Origin of the sequence: Nonomuraea jabiensis (assembly GCF_014204795.1) — a bacterium.
Classification (GTDB): Bacteria; Actinomycetota; Actinomycetes; order Streptosporangiales; family Streptosporangiaceae; genus Nonomuraea; species Nonomuraea jabiensis.
The window spans coordinates 3,066,498-3,080,695 of sequence record NZ_JACHMB010000001.1 but is presented as its reverse complement, the minus strand read 5'-3'; the positions used below and the strand labels follow the sequence as shown (position 1 = coordinate 3,080,695).

At 68.2% G+C, this 14,198-nt stretch carries 15 protein-coding genes; 8 read left to right on the top strand and 7 right to left on the bottom strand.

Features of this window, described 5'->3' with window-relative positions:
- Positions 1–29 precede the first annotated feature (29 nt).
- The 4 genes from HD596_RS13565 to HD596_RS13550 all read left to right on the top strand — a co-directional run bounded on the left by HD596_RS13565 (position 30) and on the right by HD596_RS13550 (position 3,722).
- Positions 30–1,151 (top strand): ABC transporter substrate-binding protein, encoded by a 1,122-nt coding sequence (locus HD596_RS13565; protein ID WP_313043893.1) that lies wholly within the window; start codon positions 30–32, stop codon positions 1,149–1,151.
- Positions 1,152–1,213: 62 nt separating this feature from the next.
- Entirely contained in the window at positions 1,214–1,924 is a 711-nt protein-coding gene (locus HD596_RS13560; protein ID WP_313043891.1) for an ABC transporter permease, read from the top strand.
- Positions 1,921–2,700: an ABC transporter permease gene (locus tag HD596_RS13555; RefSeq protein WP_185069591.1), complete on the top strand. Its 780-nt coding sequence runs from the start codon at positions 1,921–1,923 to the stop codon at positions 2,698–2,700. Before HD596_RS13560 ends, HD596_RS13555 begins: the two co-directional genes overlap by 4 nt.
- A complete protein-coding gene (locus HD596_RS13550; protein ID WP_446685861.1) occupies positions 2,697–3,722 on the top strand; it encodes a methyltransferase in 1,026 nt (341 codons plus the stop codon). Before HD596_RS13555 ends, HD596_RS13550 begins: the two co-directional genes overlap by 4 nt.
- Before the next feature lie 64 nt (positions 3,723–3,786).
- Here the strand turns inward: HD596_RS13550 and HD596_RS64755 are convergent, their stop codons facing one another.
- Complete coding sequence (locus tag HD596_RS64755; protein ID WP_185069589.1) at positions 3,787–4,977, bottom strand: MFS transporter; 1,191 nt, start codon at positions 4,975–4,977, stop codon at positions 3,787–3,789.
- Between the two features lie 31 nt (positions 4,978–5,008).
- On the opposite strand from HD596_RS64755, the gene HD596_RS13540 reads away from it, so the two are divergent.
- A complete protein-coding gene (locus HD596_RS13540; RefSeq protein WP_313043888.1) occupies positions 5,009–6,031 on the top strand; it encodes a LacI family DNA-binding transcriptional regulator in 1,023 nt (340 codons plus the stop codon).
- Between the two features lie 77 nt (positions 6,032–6,108).
- On the opposite strand, the gene HD596_RS13535 is transcribed toward HD596_RS13540, so the two are convergent.
- The gene (locus tag HD596_RS13535; protein WP_185069588.1) at positions 6,109–6,435 is read right to left on the bottom strand and encodes a hypothetical protein; all 327 of its coding nucleotides are present in this window, start codon (positions 6,433–6,435) and stop codon (positions 6,109–6,111) included.
- Between the two features lie 258 nt (positions 6,436–6,693).
- On the opposite strand from HD596_RS13535, the gene nhaA reads away from it, so the two are divergent.
- The gene (gene nhaA / locus HD596_RS13530; RefSeq protein WP_185069587.1) at positions 6,694–7,974 is read left to right on the top strand and encodes a Na+/H+ antiporter NhaA; all 1,281 of its coding nucleotides are present in this window, start codon (positions 6,694–6,696) and stop codon (positions 7,972–7,974) included.
- 29 nt (positions 7,975–8,003) lie between these two features.
- Here the strand turns inward: nhaA and HD596_RS13525 are convergent, their stop codons facing one another.
- On the bottom strand, positions 8,004–8,612 hold the full coding sequence (locus tag HD596_RS13525; protein WP_185069586.1) for a TetR/AcrR family transcriptional regulator: 609 nt from the start codon (positions 8,610–8,612) through the stop codon (positions 8,004–8,006).
- A gap of 9 nt (positions 8,613–8,621) precedes the next feature.
- Positions 8,622–9,536 carry an alpha/beta fold hydrolase gene (locus HD596_RS13520; RefSeq protein ID WP_185069585.1) on the bottom strand — a complete coding sequence of 305 codons (915 nt, stop codon included), beginning with the start codon at positions 9,534–9,536 and terminating at the stop codon, positions 8,622–8,624.
- A gap of 134 nt (positions 9,537–9,670) precedes the next feature.
- Here HD596_RS13520 and HD596_RS13515 point away from each other — a divergent pair, with 134 nt between their 5' ends.
- The gene (locus tag HD596_RS13515) at positions 9,671–9,865 is read left to right on the top strand and encodes a hypothetical protein (RefSeq protein WP_185069584.1); all 195 of its coding nucleotides are present in this window, start codon (positions 9,671–9,673) and stop codon (positions 9,863–9,865) included.
- Between the two features lie 140 nt (positions 9,866–10,005).
- On the opposite strand, the gene HD596_RS13510 is transcribed toward HD596_RS13515, so the two are convergent.
- On the bottom strand, positions 10,006–10,644 hold the full coding sequence (locus tag HD596_RS13510) for a TetR/AcrR family transcriptional regulator (RefSeq protein WP_185069583.1): 639 nt from the start codon (positions 10,642–10,644) through the stop codon (positions 10,006–10,008).
- A gap of 235 nt (positions 10,645–10,879) precedes the next feature.
- On the opposite strand from HD596_RS13510, the gene HD596_RS13505 reads away from it, so the two are divergent.
- On the top strand, positions 10,880–11,812 hold the full coding sequence (locus HD596_RS13505; protein WP_185069582.1) for an NAD-dependent epimerase/dehydratase family protein: 933 nt from the start codon (positions 10,880–10,882) through the stop codon (positions 11,810–11,812).
- A 995-nt stretch (positions 11,813–12,807) separates the two neighbouring features.
- On the opposite strand, the gene HD596_RS63725 is transcribed toward HD596_RS13505, so the two are convergent.
- Positions 12,808–13,275 (bottom strand): NUDIX hydrolase, encoded by a 468-nt coding sequence (locus tag HD596_RS63725; RefSeq protein ID WP_185069581.1) that lies wholly within the window; start codon positions 13,273–13,275, stop codon positions 12,808–12,810.
- A 100-nt stretch (positions 13,276–13,375) separates the two neighbouring features.
- The gene (locus HD596_RS13495) at positions 13,376–14,041 is read right to left on the bottom strand and encodes a DUF5919 domain-containing protein (protein WP_246554433.1); all 666 of its coding nucleotides are present in this window, start codon (positions 14,039–14,041) and stop codon (positions 13,376–13,378) included.
- Between the last annotated feature and the right edge of the window lie 157 nt (positions 14,042–14,198).

Here is a 14,198-nt window from a genome sequence, read left to right as displayed (position 1 = left end):
ATTCGGCGACGCACTCAGCGTCAGCGCTGGTGACGCAATTCATTTGCAGAGAAATCCAAGAGAAACGTCATCCGGCGCGCTTCAGCATCGATCTCGCCTTCGGTACTCTTCACGCTCGGTGCCCCGGTGCCGATCACCGGAGGCTTCCTGTGTTAGGAGAACCTCAAATGACCCGCAAAGTGCGCTGTCGCACTCTCGTGCTCGGCGTTACAGTTACTCTGTTATTCACCGGCTGCGGTGGAAACGGCGCGCCGGCCGGCTCGCCGGGCGGCAACGGCCTGGAGAAGGCCACCATCAAGGTCGGCGCGATGCCGATTCCCGACCCCGTCTCCCTCTACATCGCCATCAACAAGGGCTTTTTCAAACAAGAGGGCCTGACGGTCGAGCCGGTCGCCATCGTCGGCGGCGCCGCGGCCCTTCCGCAGATCAAGAGCGGTCAGCTGGACATCACCCAGACCAACTACGTCTCGACCTTCCTGGCGGTGAGCAAGGGCGAGAAGTTCAAGCTCGTCGCGGACATGTACCAGGCCGGTCCGAACTGCTACAACATCATGGTCCCGAAGGATTCGCCGATCAAGACGGTCGCGGATCTCAAGGGCAAGACCGTCCTGGTCAACAACTTCCGGAACATCGCCACGTTGGCCGTCACGACCCAGCTGAAGGTGGCCGGCCTCACCGAGAACGACGTCAAATTCGCCGAGAAGCCCTTCCCCGACATGGGCAACGCGCTCCAGGCCGGACAGGCCGACGCCGCCTGGATCACCGAGCCGTTCATCACCGCCAACCAGAGCAAGCTGGGCTTCCGCAAGATCGCCGACACCATGACGGGGCAGACCGAGGACCTGCCGATCGCGGGCTGGATGGCCTCCGACGAGTGGGTCAAGAAGAACCCGAAGACGCTGGCCGCCTTTCAGCGAGCCATCGCCAAGGCGCAGGAACTCGCGTCGAACGACCGTAAGGAGATCGAGGCGATCCTGCCCACGTACACGAAGATCGACGCGAAGACCGCTTCGGTCATCACGCTGGGCACCTTCCCGAGCGCGCTGAGCGCCAACAGGCTGCAGAAAGTGGCCGACCTCATGCTCGAGTACAAGTACCTCCAGAGTCCGATCGACGTGAAGTCGGTCATCGCGACGCCGTCGGACGGATGAGTCATTCGCGGTCATTCCGCAGCGTCGCAGGCGTTGCGGCGTTCCTCCTCGCGGGAGAGCTGGTGATCCGGTTCGGGCTGGGCGACGGCCTGGTCTTCCCCGCGCCCTCCGTCATCCTGATGGAGGCCGCGCGGCTGGCGGTCGACGGAGAGTTCCTGTCGGGAGCGCTCACGACGCTCACGAACTGGGCACTCGGCCTGCTGGTCGCGGTGGCGGTGGCGGTCCCGGCAGGCGTCCTGCTCGGCGCGCTGGCCCCGGTGGAGCGCGCCGCCCGGCCCGTACTGGAGTTCCTGCGGCCCATTCCCTCGGTCGCGGTCATCCCGCTGGCGATCCTGCTGATCCCGGTGGATGGCCTGATGAAGGTCGGCGTCATCGTGTACGCGTCCGTCTGGCCGATCCTGTTCAACACGTTGTACGGCATGCACGACGTCGACCCGCTGGCCAAGGATTCGCTGCGGAGCTTCGGATTCGGGCCGCTGGCCGTGCTCGGCAGAGTGAGCCTGCCCAGTGCCGCGCCCTTCGTGGCGACCGGTGTCCGGATCGCCTCCGGGGTCGCGCTGATCATCGCCGTCAGCGCCGAGCTGTTCGCCGGCGGAACCGCGGGCCTGGGCGTCTTCGTCGTCCAGGCGGGCAGCGGGAACAGGACCGACCTCGTCATGGCGGCCACGCTGTGGGCCGGCATGTTCGGCCTGCTGGCCAACGCCTCGCTGCGGGCGGCCGAGCGCCGCCTGTTCAGCTGGCACCTGGCGCGGACGGGTGCGGCGCAGACATGAAATCGCTTGCCGGGGTCGTGGTGATCCTGCCTGCCATCGTCGTCTGGGAGCTCGTCACGCGACGGCTCGGGGACACCGACTTCCCGCCGCCCACGAGCATCGTCGCCCGCATGCACGAGCTGTGGTTCTCGGGCCCGGTCGCCCGCCTGTTCCTCACCGACGAGGCCGTGGCCAACATCCTGCCCAGCCTGGGGCGCATGTTCGCCGGCTGGTTCCTGGCCGCGTTCATCGGAGTGGTGGCGGGGGTGGCGCTGGGGCGCTCGCGGGTCGCGGCCGACTACGTGGACGCGCTGATCGAGTTCGGCCGTGCCGTTCCGCCGCCCCTGCTGCTGCCGCTGTTCCTGGCGCTGTTCCAGGCCGGGCTGGCGACGCAGCTCGCCGCGATCGTCTCCGGTGTGATCTGGCCCGTGCTGCTCAACTCGATCGACGGGGCCAGGAACGTCGACCGAACCTACACCGAGACCGCCACGGTCTTCGGGCTGTCGAGACCACAGCGGCTACGCCGGATCGTCATCCCCGCCGCCTCACCCAAGATCTTCGCCGGCCTGCGGCTGAGCCTGTCCCTCGCGCTGATCCTCATGGTGATCTCCGAGGTGTTCGGCAGCACGGACGGCATCGGCTACCAGCTGCTGGTGGCGCAGCGGAGCTTCGACACACCCGGCGTCTGGGCGACGATCGCCCTGCTGGGCATTCTCGGTTATATCGTCAACGCGCTGTTCGTGCTCGCGGAGCGCCGGCTGCTGATCTGGCACAGGCAGGCGAACCGTACGCCATGACTTCTGGAAAGGGACACATGCCGTCATCCGACAAGCTCCTCTGGGAAGCGGTCTCCGGTATCTCCCGATTCGCTGCCCTCTTGACCATGGCGGAGCTCGGCGTGGCCGATCACCTCGCGCATGGGCCGCTCGACACCGAAGAGCTCGCCGCCAGGTGCGGGGCGCACGCCCCCTCGCTCCGCCGGGTCCTGCGCGAGCTGGCGAGCATCGGGGTCGTCCGCCCGTCCGGCGACGACCGGTACGCCCTCACCGAGGAGGGCTCCGTGCTCCGCTCGGACGTCCCCGGCTCGATCCGCTCCTCCATGCGCATGCTGGGCGAGGAGAGCTTCTGGTACGCCATGGGCAAACTGCCGGAGACGGTGCGCGAGGGCAGCTCCGCGTTCGTCAGCAAGTATGGAGAGCTCTACGAGCACCTGGCCCGCCACCCCGAAATCAGCCGCATCTTCGACGACTACATGACCGCCAGGGCCGACGCCTTCACGCGGGGCCTGGTCACGCGCTATGACTTCACCGGCGTCGGCACCATGGTCGACGTCGCCGGAGGCAGGGGCTCGATCCTGGCCACGGTCTTACGCGCCAATCCGGACATGCGGGGCATCCTCCTCGATCTCGACCATGTAGCGGCCCATGCCGGGGATGTGCTGGCCGCGGCGGGACTGGCTGATCGGTGCCAGGTGGTGGCCGGGAACTTCTTCGACTCGGTGCCCTCGGGAGGGGACGTCTACCTGCTCGCCAGCGTCCTGCACAATTGGGGCGACGACGACGCTGTACGCATTCTGCGAAATGTCCGGCACGCCATGAAACCCGGCGGGCGCGTGCTGATCCTGGAAGTGGTGCTGCCCGACGACGCGGAGCCGCATCTGGGCAAGGACCTGGACCTGCGGATGCTGGCCATCTTCAACGGCGGCTCGGAGCGGAGCCGACAGGATTACGCGAAGCTCTTCGCCTCGGCCGATCTGGAACTGGGACAGGTCGTGGAGCTGGGCGCGGGAGCAAGCCTCCTCGAAGCCAAACCCATCTGACCCGGACCCTGCACGTCCGGCGCTACCAGCTCGGCGGCGCCTTCGGCCCGGCCCAGCATCATGATCAAGGCAGCGACCGGCTCCCCGCTCGCCTGAGCGCCGGCAGCACCGGGACCGCCGCCAGCACCACGGCGGTCAGCGCGGCGATACCGAGAAACGACCTCTGCACCCCGGTGGCCTCGGCGAGCAGCCCGAAGTACGCCGGCCCGGCGAGGTAGCCGAGATAGGCGACCGTGGAGACAGCCGACGTGGCCCGTCCTCGTGACCCGTCCGGAACGGGTCGAAGCCCGTAGGACAGCAGGGTGGGGAAGAGCGCCGAGGTGCCGACGGCTGCGGCGACGATGCCTGCCAGCGCGAGCGGCAACGTGGGCGCGAACGCCGTCAGGACACCACCGGCCGTGGCTATCGCGCTTGCCGCGACCAGCGTGGCGATCGGGCGGCGCAACGTGACCGTACCGGTGGCGAAACGGGTCAGTGCCGCCGTTGTGGCGAACGCCGACGGCGCGACGGCGGCCAGCGCCGGCGAGGCGGTGAACGCGTCGGTCAGCAGGACGGCGCTCCAGGACTGGTAGGCGTTCTCCGCCGCGAACGCGAAAGCGCCGATCGCACCGACCATGACCAGGGCGATCCACCACGACATGCGACCGGGGCGCGTGGGCTCGTCCTGACCTTCAGGCGCGCCCTCAGCATGGGCCAGGCGCGTCGTGATGACAACGGCCAGACCGAGCGCCACGACCACCACGGCGCCCGCGGCGAAGTTCACCAGCAGGCTGCCGGCGATTGCGGTGAGTGCACCGGTGCCCAGGCTCGTGAGCGCGACCGTGGCGGAGAACGCCGCGTGCGAACGGGTCACGACGGGACGTCCGGTTCGCTTCTCGACCGTCGCCGCCAGCGTGTTGAGCGCCACATCGGCCGCTCCCGAGCTGGCTCCCGTCAACAGGATGCCGGCACACAACGCGGCATAGTTCGTCGCGGTGGAAAGCACGACACCCATGACACCCAGGAGCGCGAGCAGCACTCCGGTGACCCGCAGACCGAGTGCGTCGACGAGCCGTCCGGTCATCAGCATGGCGGGCAGCGCTCCGGCGCCGATGAAGAGCAGCACGACCCCGAACTCCGCATCACTCACACCGGCCTGGACGCGCAGCAGGGGCAGGGTGGCACCCCACACACCCCAGAAGGCTCCGAATCCGGCGAAGCCAAGGAACGGCGCCGCGCGAAGCAGGCCGGCGGGGCGGGCAATCACTGTGGACACCTGTGTAACGCTACACAAATAGAATGGTGCCGTGCCAACCGACCGCAGACGCGTGACGCTGAAAGATGTGGCGGCTCGTGCCGGAGTGTCACCCATGACCGCCTCCTACGCCTTCACCCGACCCGCCCGGGTCGCGACCGCCACCCGCGAACGCGTACACCGCGCCGCCGACGAGCTGGGCTATCGCCCCGACGCCGTGGGCCGCGCGCTGAAGTCCGGTCGAACGCATCAGATCGGAGTGGTCTTCAGCGAGCATCTGGCGTACGCCTTCGACGACCCCCAGGCAGCACAGTTCCTGGCCGGGGTCGCAGAGGTCTGCGTCGAGGAAGGCCGGGGCCTCACGCTCATCCCCACGCGGGGCGATGCCGCCGATGCCGACCGCGTGCTGTCGGCGGCGGTCGACGGCTTCGTCCTGTGGACCACCGCAGAGGACGATCCGGTGCTGGCGGCAGTCGCCGGCGACCCCCGCCCCGCCGTCATCCAGGGCGGCCCACCGCGCCCGGGGATCGCCTGCGTCACCCAGGACGACTACCGGGCCGCGCTCGCGCTCGTCTCCCAGGGACTCCGCGAGAACCGCACACCCGTCGTGATCTCGTTCCCGCTCGACCGCGACCGCGAGCACCTGGTGACGACCGGCGCCGACCTGCCGCCACGCGCACCGTTCCCCGTCACCGACGCCCGCCTGCGTGGCTACCGCACCGCCATCGAACAAGCCGGGCTCAGCTGGACGAACACCCCCATCGCCGTCGTGGCCCGCAACACCCAGCAAGACGGCCTCGCCGCAGCGCGAGCGCTCGCACCCCACCTCACCCCCGCTGCGCTCATCATCGCCATGAGCGACGAACTCGCCCTCGGCGCCCACCAGGCCCTCCAGGAAACCCACCCGGAGGCCGCCTACCTCGGCTGGGACGCATCACCCGCCGGCCGCCGGCTCGGCATCACCTCCGTCACCAACCCGCTACGAGACCAGGGCCGCCGCTGCGCGCATCTGGCACTCAACCCCGGCCACCCGAACGACCAAGAGATCCCATGGACCATCACATCCGGACGATGACCCGGGCAGTCGCGCGCCGAGCCCTTTCGGACGGGGATGCGAAAGGGCTCGGCGCTGTTCTCAGCCGCGCGGGCGGGTCAGCAGAACTTCGCCTTTCTTACGTCTGACGACAGGTAGGTTTTCGTATAGAAGGTCCTCGTTTTGCCCTTGCCCACATATTCGCAGGGCGGGTCCAGCGCGTTGGACACGTCGACCGTGACCTCTCGTCCGTAGCTGCAGTTGAGAACCTTTGCCCAGATCAGGCCATAAGGGGTCTCTCCACGGTCGACGATGTGCGCACCGTTGCTTCCGTAGCAGGGGGCGCAGCACGGGTCCGCGGAAGCGGGGGGCGCGACCACTGCCGCGCCTGCCAGCACGAAAAAGCCGCCAAGCAGCGCACTTGCCGCGCGTTTCATCAGTGACATCTCAATTCCTTCCGTTCGAACCCAGGCTTTCAGTCCGCTCTGAAATGGCGCTTAAATGACGTTGAAACGGCAGATCACCTGACACGCCGGGGGAGTCGTCGGGCACAGGGGCGCACCTGTGCCCACGGACGAGCACGCCCAGCGCTCCCAGAATCCGTTATGTGACTCTTTACGTGTCCTGATACGTTATTGATAGGTGTGCCGGGAAGTCTGGTCGGCGAGTGAGCGACCCGACCCCTGCTGAAGAAGCGGAGTTCCATGCCCGGCCCCACCGCCACCCGCGTTCCCCGCCTGTTCAACCGGAGCACCTGGCCCGAAGCGCGCCGCATCGCCGACATCCTGCGCAAGGAGACCATCGGCGGGGCGCTGCTGCTCGCCGCCGCGCTCACCGCGCTGATCTGGGCCAACTCGCCGTGGGCGCAGACCTACCAGGACCTGCGCGCCATCGAGGCCGGCCCCGCCGCGCTGCACCTGAACCTCGACCTGGCCACCTGGGCCGCGGACGGGCTGCTGGCAATCTTCTTCTTCGTGGCCGGTCTGGAGCTCAAACGGGAGTTCGTCGCCGGCGATCTGCGCGACCTGCGCCGGGCCGTGGTTCCGGTGGCCGCGGCTGTCGGCGGCGTGGTGGTGCCCGCGCTGGTGTATCTGGCGGTCGCCGGCGGAACGGCGGCCAAGGGGTGGGCGATCCCGACGGCCACCGACATCGCCTTCGCGCTGGCGGTGCTTGCGGTGATCGGCCGCTCCCTGCCGGACGCGCTGCGCACGTTCCTGCTGACCCTGGCGGTGGTGGACGACCTGATCGCCATCGTCATCATCGCCACCTTCTACACCTCGCACCTGTCGGTGCTCCCACTGCTGGCGGCCGCGGTGCCGCTGGCGGTCTTCGCCGTGCTGGTACGGCGAGGAGTGCGTGCGTGGTGGCTGCTGCTGCCACAGGCGTTCGCCTGTTGGGCGCTGGTCCACGCCTCGGGGGTGCACGCCACCGTGGCCGGCGTACTGCTGGCTCTGACCGTCCCCGTCCTGTCCCGTACACCGCCGGGCGGCACGGAGGGGCCCGGACCGGCCGAACATTTCGAGCACCGGTTCCGCCCGCTGTCCGCCGGCGTGGCCGTGCCTGTCTTCGCGTTCTTCTCCGCCGGCGTCGGCCTCGGCGGGCTGGCAGGAGCCTTGAGCGACCCCGTGGCGATGGGGATCGTGGCGGGGCTGCTGCTCGGCAAGCCCGTCGGCATCCTGGCCGCCACCTGGCTCGTGGCCCGCTTCACCCGCGCCACCTTGGACGAAGGACTGGCCTGGATCGACATGATCGGGCTGGCGATCCTGGCCGGCATCGGGTTCACCGTGTCGCTGCTGATCGGAGAACTGGCGTTCGGCGAGTCCGGCGCACGGTTCAAGATCGCGGTCCTGGCCGGTTCCCTGTCCGCGGCCCTGCTGGCCACCGTGATCCTCCGGCTGCGTGCCCGCGTCTACCGGCGCATCCACCAGTCCGAGACCGCCGACTCCGACCATGACGGGATCCCCGACCTCTACCAGCAGCCCTAACCCCTTCACCCCGCAGCGGTCCCGCTGGGTCAAGCCGCTCCCGTTCCGAACAGGTGGTCCAGCTGGTAGTCGATGATCTTGATGGCGGCCTCGTGGCTGCGCTGCCGGCTGAGGACACTGGAGGTCAGGCCGTTGGCGAGAGCCAGCAGGCCGGCGACTTCGGTACGCGGGTCACGATCGGGGGCGATCTCCCCGGCCTGCTGCGCGGCGGTCAACCGTACGGTGAGGAAGTTCTCCAGCGCGTTGGGCAGGGTGAGCCCGACCGCGGCGAGCGCCGGGTCAGTGAGGGCGGCGGTGTAGTAGGCCGTCCAGGCCATGGAGTCCAGCTTGCTCTGCTCGTCGAAGGGCAGGATCGCGCCGAGAACGGCGGCGAAGACGCCTCGCGGTGTCAGCTCGCCCGCGGCAGCGGCGGCCCGCTGCTTGACCCGGCGGTCCATGCGGGCGCCCAGTTCGGTGAGACCGGACTCGAGCAGGGCCTGCTTGTTCGTGAAGTAGTACTGGACGACGCGCAGCGAGACTCCGGCCTCGGCGGCGATCTCACGCATCGACACTGCCTGCAGGCCGCGGGTGCTGGCGATGCGCAGCAGCGCCTCGGTCAGCTGACGCCGCCGCTCATCGTGATCCACCTGTCGGGGCATGCCCGGTTCCTACCTGTTGTTCGTGTTGTGCTTCGGCGTTGCGGTCCCGGGCCCCACTTGGCGGGGAAAGGTGAGGATCCGCTCGGCGACCAGGTCCGGAGCTTCGACGGGCAACCCGTGTCCGGTGCCGGGCACGATCTCCACACGCCAGGACGGCACGATGTCGGCCAGCCGTACGGCCACCGCTTCCGCGTCGAGCAGCGCGCTGCGGGCGCCCAGCAGCACCTGTACGGGCACGGACAGCTCGCGTAGCTGCTCGTCGGTGTAGGCGGGCGGAAGGGGCAGACGCCGGCGGAAGAACCATCCGGCCTGCATCAGCCTCATCAGCCCATCCTCGCGCAGCGCCCCGTTGTCCGCTAAGCCGGCCATGCGGTGTCGCAGCGTACGAGGAAGCATGGAGGCGACGGCGCCGGCAAGGGCCCACCGGACGAACCGCCTGGGTAACGGCGCGAAGCCGCCCGGGTCCACCAGCGTCAGCGCCGCGACCCGGCCGCCCCCGCCGAGTTGCTGTTCCACCGCGGTCCAGCCGCCGTAGGAGAAGCCCGCCACGTGTGCACGTTCGGCTCCGACTGCGGCCAGCACGTCGGTGAACCAGCCGCCGACCTCGGCACCGGTCGCGAGCGGCCGCCTCTGAACCGAGCGGCCCGGCTCGCCGAGAGGGTCGACCGCAAGGACCGGGCGCGTGCGCGCCAGCGGCTCGATGTAGCGGTACCAGGCCAACGCGTTCGCACCGGCACCGGCCAGGAGGACCACGGGATTCCCCTCGACGGGCCCGGCCCGGTAGATGCGCACCAGGCCGGCGCGGGTCTCCACGTCGATGGCGTCCACGGGCACCGGCCACAGTTCGCCGAGCACTTGGTCATAGACGGCGTAGTACTTGTCACGGGCAGAGTCGCTGGTGAAGGCGGACGGCCGGTCAGGCATGGTGCCCCCATCTCCCGTATGGATACAGTCGTATCCTAACAAGTGATGGGCGAGGCCACCATCCCGCTGGAGACGCGCGGACCGCTGTCTGCTGGGCGATCTCTGAGAAGCTCGCGCTACCGTAGCCCTCGGCCATGAACGCGGCCGCGACATCGGTCAGCCAGGTGCCGTTGGCGCCGCCGTTCGGGGTGCCCACGCGGGTCCACGACCGGCCGTCCCAGTGCACGACGTACGGCTCGATCTGGTGGCCACTGGTACGGCTGGGTGCGTACCCGACCGCCCACACGTCGTCGAAGGCACGCGCAGTCACCCCCGACAGCACGCTGTGACCCGCTCCCGGCGAGGGCAGCGGTACCAGCGTCCATGCGGCGATTCCCCCTCCGTAGTGATCAGGCGACTACTGGTATGCAGGTGTTGGAGCGGCTGACATGGCGGGGAGGGTTTACCGCAGCGCGTACCCCGTGAACGCTCACTGTTGATGATCGTGTTCCCTGATCGCGGCCTCCACGAGGGCGCGGGCGGCCCAGGTCATGGTGTCCTGCTCGGCTTGGGGGTCGAGTCCGCGGACGTCACGCAGGGCTATCTGCGCCTCCCAGCCGACCACCATGGTCAACGCGGAGATGAGGCGCTGGTAGGACTGCTCGCTCAGGGTGTCGCGCAGTGGTTCGCAGGCTTTGTCCAGCCATTCGATCCGGCGTTGGCTGCGGCGTGGGCCGATCGGCTCCGGGGCGCCGTTCAGGGGCGGGTCGACGGTCAAGCGGATCATGCGGCGTCCCAGGGGTAGCGATTGTGGCGAGTACTTCAGCAGCGTCTGGATGAGGACGTCGACCCGGCCCGCCGCGTCGTCGGCAAGCGCGGGATCGGACAGCGCCGCCTCGACCGGTGGCTCGTTGAGCGCGCCGGCCGTCGCGTCGATGAGCAGCTGGTCCAGGGCCGGGAAGTGCATGTAGATCGTGCGTCGCGACACGTCGGCGGCGGCCGCGATCTCGTCGATGGTTGGCGTCGCTCCGCCGGTGCTGAGGCGTACCGCCGCATCGACGATCGCCTTGCGGGTACGGCGGCGCTGCGCCTCCCGGCCGCCGCCGCGGGCTGGTTTGTCAGTGGTCATCGGGGTGCTGGCCCCTCCTCGGGTCTGGTGGTCACAGCCGTCTTGACGGCGTTTCCCACCCGAGTATACCGTTGTGCATTAGTTGCACATGAGTGCAACGAATGCACATGAGGGCAGTCATTGAGCCACCGCGGCGACCCGGCTCGCGGCTCGGCTCAAGAGCTGCACGCAGGTGCGGGTGGCGCTTGAGCGGCACCGCCCTTGAAGACAAGATCAGGTGAACCAGGAGCTGACCATGAGAGTGCTGGTAGCAGGAGCGACCGGAGCGATGGGCCGGCAGTTGGTGCCACGTCTGACCGGCGCGGGGCACGAGGTCTTCGCCATGACGCGGAACGAGTCGAGCAAGGCCAGGCTGTCGGAGCTGGGCGCGGTGCCGATCGTCGCCGATGCGCTCGATCGCGGCCAGGCCGAGGCGGCCGTGCTCGAGGCGAATCCGGATGTGATCGTTCATCAGCTGACCGCTATCGGGCACGTCGACACACGCCATTTCGATCGCAGTTTCGCCGCCACCGACCGGCTGCGGATCGAGGGCACCGACAATCTCCTCGCGGCAGGGCGCGTGGCAGGTGTGCGGCGGTTCGTGGCGCAGAGCAATGGGGCGTTCACCTATGCCCGAACGGGTGGGCCGGTGAAGACCGAAGAGGACCCACTGGACCCCTCGCCGATCAGGCAGATGGCCCCGATGATCGCCGCGATCGGGCATCTGGAGAGGGCTGTGCTGGGTGCCGACTGGACCGAGGGGATCGTGCTTCGCTACGGCGCCTTCTACGGACCGGGCACCTCGATGGAGCCGGGTTCCGAGCAGCTCGAGATGATCCGTAAGGGGAGGTTTCCGGTCGTCGGCGAGGGCGGCGGGGTGTGGTCGTTCATCCACATCGCCGACGCGGCCGAGGCGACGGTCGCGGCGATCGAGAACGGCGCCTGCGGGGTCTACAACATCGTCGACGATGACCCCGCCCCAGTCACCGAGTGGCTGCCGGAGCTGGCCCGGAAGCTGGGCGCCAAGAAGCCGATGCGGGTGCCGCGGTTCGTCGGGCGGCTGGCCGCCGGGGAGGCCGGCGTCGTGCTGATGACCGAGCTTCGCGGTGCGTCGAACGCGAAGGCCAAGCGCGAGCTGGGCTGGCGCCCGGCACACCCGTCCTGGCGCCAGGGCCTCCACGTGTCATGACTCCACGCCGATCCCGACGCCGCCCTCACTCGGGTCACGTTAACCGCAATGCCGGGACGCCATCGTAATGTGGGTTCCCAAGGGAAGTAGCTGGTCAGCCGCTTGAAGGTCGTTAAGGCGTCTAAGGCAAGTAGGCAGCCGCGCCAGTGTGCAGCAGAGGTCAGTTGCGGCGAGCCATCTTGATGGCTGAGATCTGCAAGACCCCGGGCCAGCCAGGCCCTAGCCGTGGCCGAAGCCCTGGAGCTGGAGATTCGAAGGTCCAGACGCCCGCGCCCCTCAGACCAGGACACCCAGGATGTCAGGCGTTTCCCAGACCGGCCCACGGCATCGAGCCCGGTGGGTGACCGCTGCAACGCTGACGTACGACACGTACGACTGGACTTGACGGAGATCATTGAGAAGGGGACATCTCAGGCACGTTCGTCGGGAGCCCACGTGCCTTACATGCCTGACGCCTTCTCAGCACCCCAGATAACCGACCATCCTTCTTCCTACGCGACCCGCATGCGCATTGCCACGGCACACAAGATCGGTGACAGCATTTGTCAGGCCTACTCGGCTACGCACGCGAAGCGGTACGCCGGCCCACGGGCTGGTCAAATCCGAGTGCACAGCACGAGCAAGATGCAGCTCGACGTTCAACTCGATCTCGGTCGGCACCGTTCGAACGTCTGCCTGCTGTCGATGTGGACTGATCTCTGTCACCTGATGCCAGGAGATCTTGATGGCAAATTGATGGCAAACGATCAAGAGGCCAGATCCGCGACCTCGGATCTAGCCTCTGAGCTGGTGAAACTGTGTGGGGCTACCAGGACTTGAACCTGGGACCTCTTCCTTATCAGGCAACCACGGTAGGAGCGGGACGGTGACTAACTCCTGCTCCTACCTGGGAGAACAGTCCGCAGAGATCCACAGCGGTCCGGGCTGATCCAGGGCGATTGTCACTCAGTTCGTCACTCACCCCGGGGACCTTCACCCAAGGAAGTTCCGGCATGTCAATCGACGTGGGAGTGCCGTCCCTCCAGATAATCCCGGAGCTGGCGCCACTGCGTGGGATGGATGTCGAGATCGGACAGGTTCTCCGGCGTCACCCACCGTACGTCGCTCGCCTCGTCGTTGGCTCCCGGCCGACCACCGACGGGGCGGGCGATCAGCATCACCTCGTACTCCTGCCGGATCTCCCCGTCCGTGTACGCCACGATGTGACCCGGATCGGAGTAGACGCCCAGCAAGCCCACCGGCTCGATCCGGACACCGGTCTCCTCCTCGGTCTCGCGCACGGCGCACTCGGTGGGGGTCTCGCCGATCTCCATCTTGCCCATCGGCAACGCCCACTGTCCGGTGTCGCGTCGGCGCTGCATGAGGATGCGTCCCGCCTCGTCCACCGTGATCGTGCCGCACGCGGGCACCAAGCTGTTCGCCTTCGGTGCGTTGGGGTCGTTCCAGTACTCGACTCGTCCCACGGGATGCTCCTCAGATCTCCGCGCCGGACCACGGCATCGCCCCGGCCCACACGCGCTCGAATGACGTGATGTAGTGCTCCGCGATCGTCCCTCCGTCGAGTCAGCGGAAGTGGAAGGTCGGGTTGGCCGAGGCCGGTTCGCCGTACGCGTGCGGGTTGACCAGGATGTCATCGTCGTAGCGGAACAACGAGGCGTACAGAGTCGTGGGATGCAGCCGCACGTCACAGCCGTCGAGATCGGGCAATGCCCGGTAGCACGTCAGCGACGAACGGATCTTGGCCGCCAGGGTGCCGCCCAAGCCCTCCTCCCGGTCGCGGATGTCCACGGCCTGGGCCGTGGGATCGCCGAAGCACAGCCGAACCGTCACTCCGCGTCCGGCTGCCTCGGCCAGCATTCGCGCCACCTTCGGCTGGGTCTGGGCATAGAACGTTCCGGAGAAGACCAGCACGTCCACGTGCTCCTGGGCCTCGCTGAGCAGTCGTAGCCACAGCTCACGGGGCACGCTCGCCCGGTCCGGGAAGATCTCGACCAGCTCGGACCGGTTCGCCCGGCCCCTGCGCTCATGGCTCGTCTCCAGCACGTCGGGCCACAAGTACGTCTCGTCAGCGGCGAGTAACTTCGCCGCCGCCCACCTGTGCCGGCGATGCGGAACGCGGCCGGTGTTGATCCACCGCTCGACGGTCTTGGGCTCGACCCCGCATGTCTCGGCCAGATCCTCCAGGGCCACCCCATGGCGCAACATCGCTGTCCGTAGACGCTCGTTCACGGATCCAGTGCACCGAACATCCCCGGACGTTTCAAGACTCTCTTGGGACGTTTCCTCGTCCCCCAACACGTCCCGACAACGCTCGTCGGCGAAGTTCAAAGGTCCCGTCCACCCGGCTTCACTGAACTGCCAGTCAACCACGGGCCTCAGGAGGTGG

Coding starts and splice junctions, on each gene's coding strand:
- HD596_RS13555 (WP_185069591.1), top strand. CDS start 1,921: ATGAAATCGCTTGCCGGGGTCGTGGTGATCCTGCCTGCCATCGTCGTC.
- HD596_RS13550 (WP_446685861.1), top strand. CDS start 2,697: ATGACTTCTGGAAAGGGACACATGCCGTCATCCGACAAGCTCCTCTGG.
- HD596_RS13535 (WP_185069588.1), bottom strand. CDS start 6,435: ATGTCACTGATGAAACGCGCGGCAAGTGCGCTGCTTGGCGGCTTTTTC.
- nhaA (WP_185069587.1), top strand. CDS start 6,694: ATGCCCGGCCCCACCGCCACCCGCGTTCCCCGCCTGTTCAACCGGAGC.
- HD596_RS13525 (WP_185069586.1), bottom strand. CDS start 8,612: ATGCCCCGACAGGTGGATCACGATGAGCGGCGGCGTCAGCTGACCGAG.
- HD596_RS13520 (WP_185069585.1), bottom strand. CDS start 9,536: ATGCCTGACCGGCCGTCCGCCTTCACCAGCGACTCTGCCCGTGACAAG.
- HD596_RS13515 (WP_185069584.1), top strand. CDS start 9,671: ATGAACGCGGCCGCGACATCGGTCAGCCAGGTGCCGTTGGCGCCGCCG.
- HD596_RS13510 (WP_185069583.1), bottom strand. CDS start 10,644: ATGACCACTGACAAACCAGCCCGCGGCGGCGGCCGGGAGGCGCAGCGC.
- HD596_RS13505 (WP_185069582.1), top strand. CDS start 10,880: ATGAGAGTGCTGGTAGCAGGAGCGACCGGAGCGATGGGCCGGCAGTTG.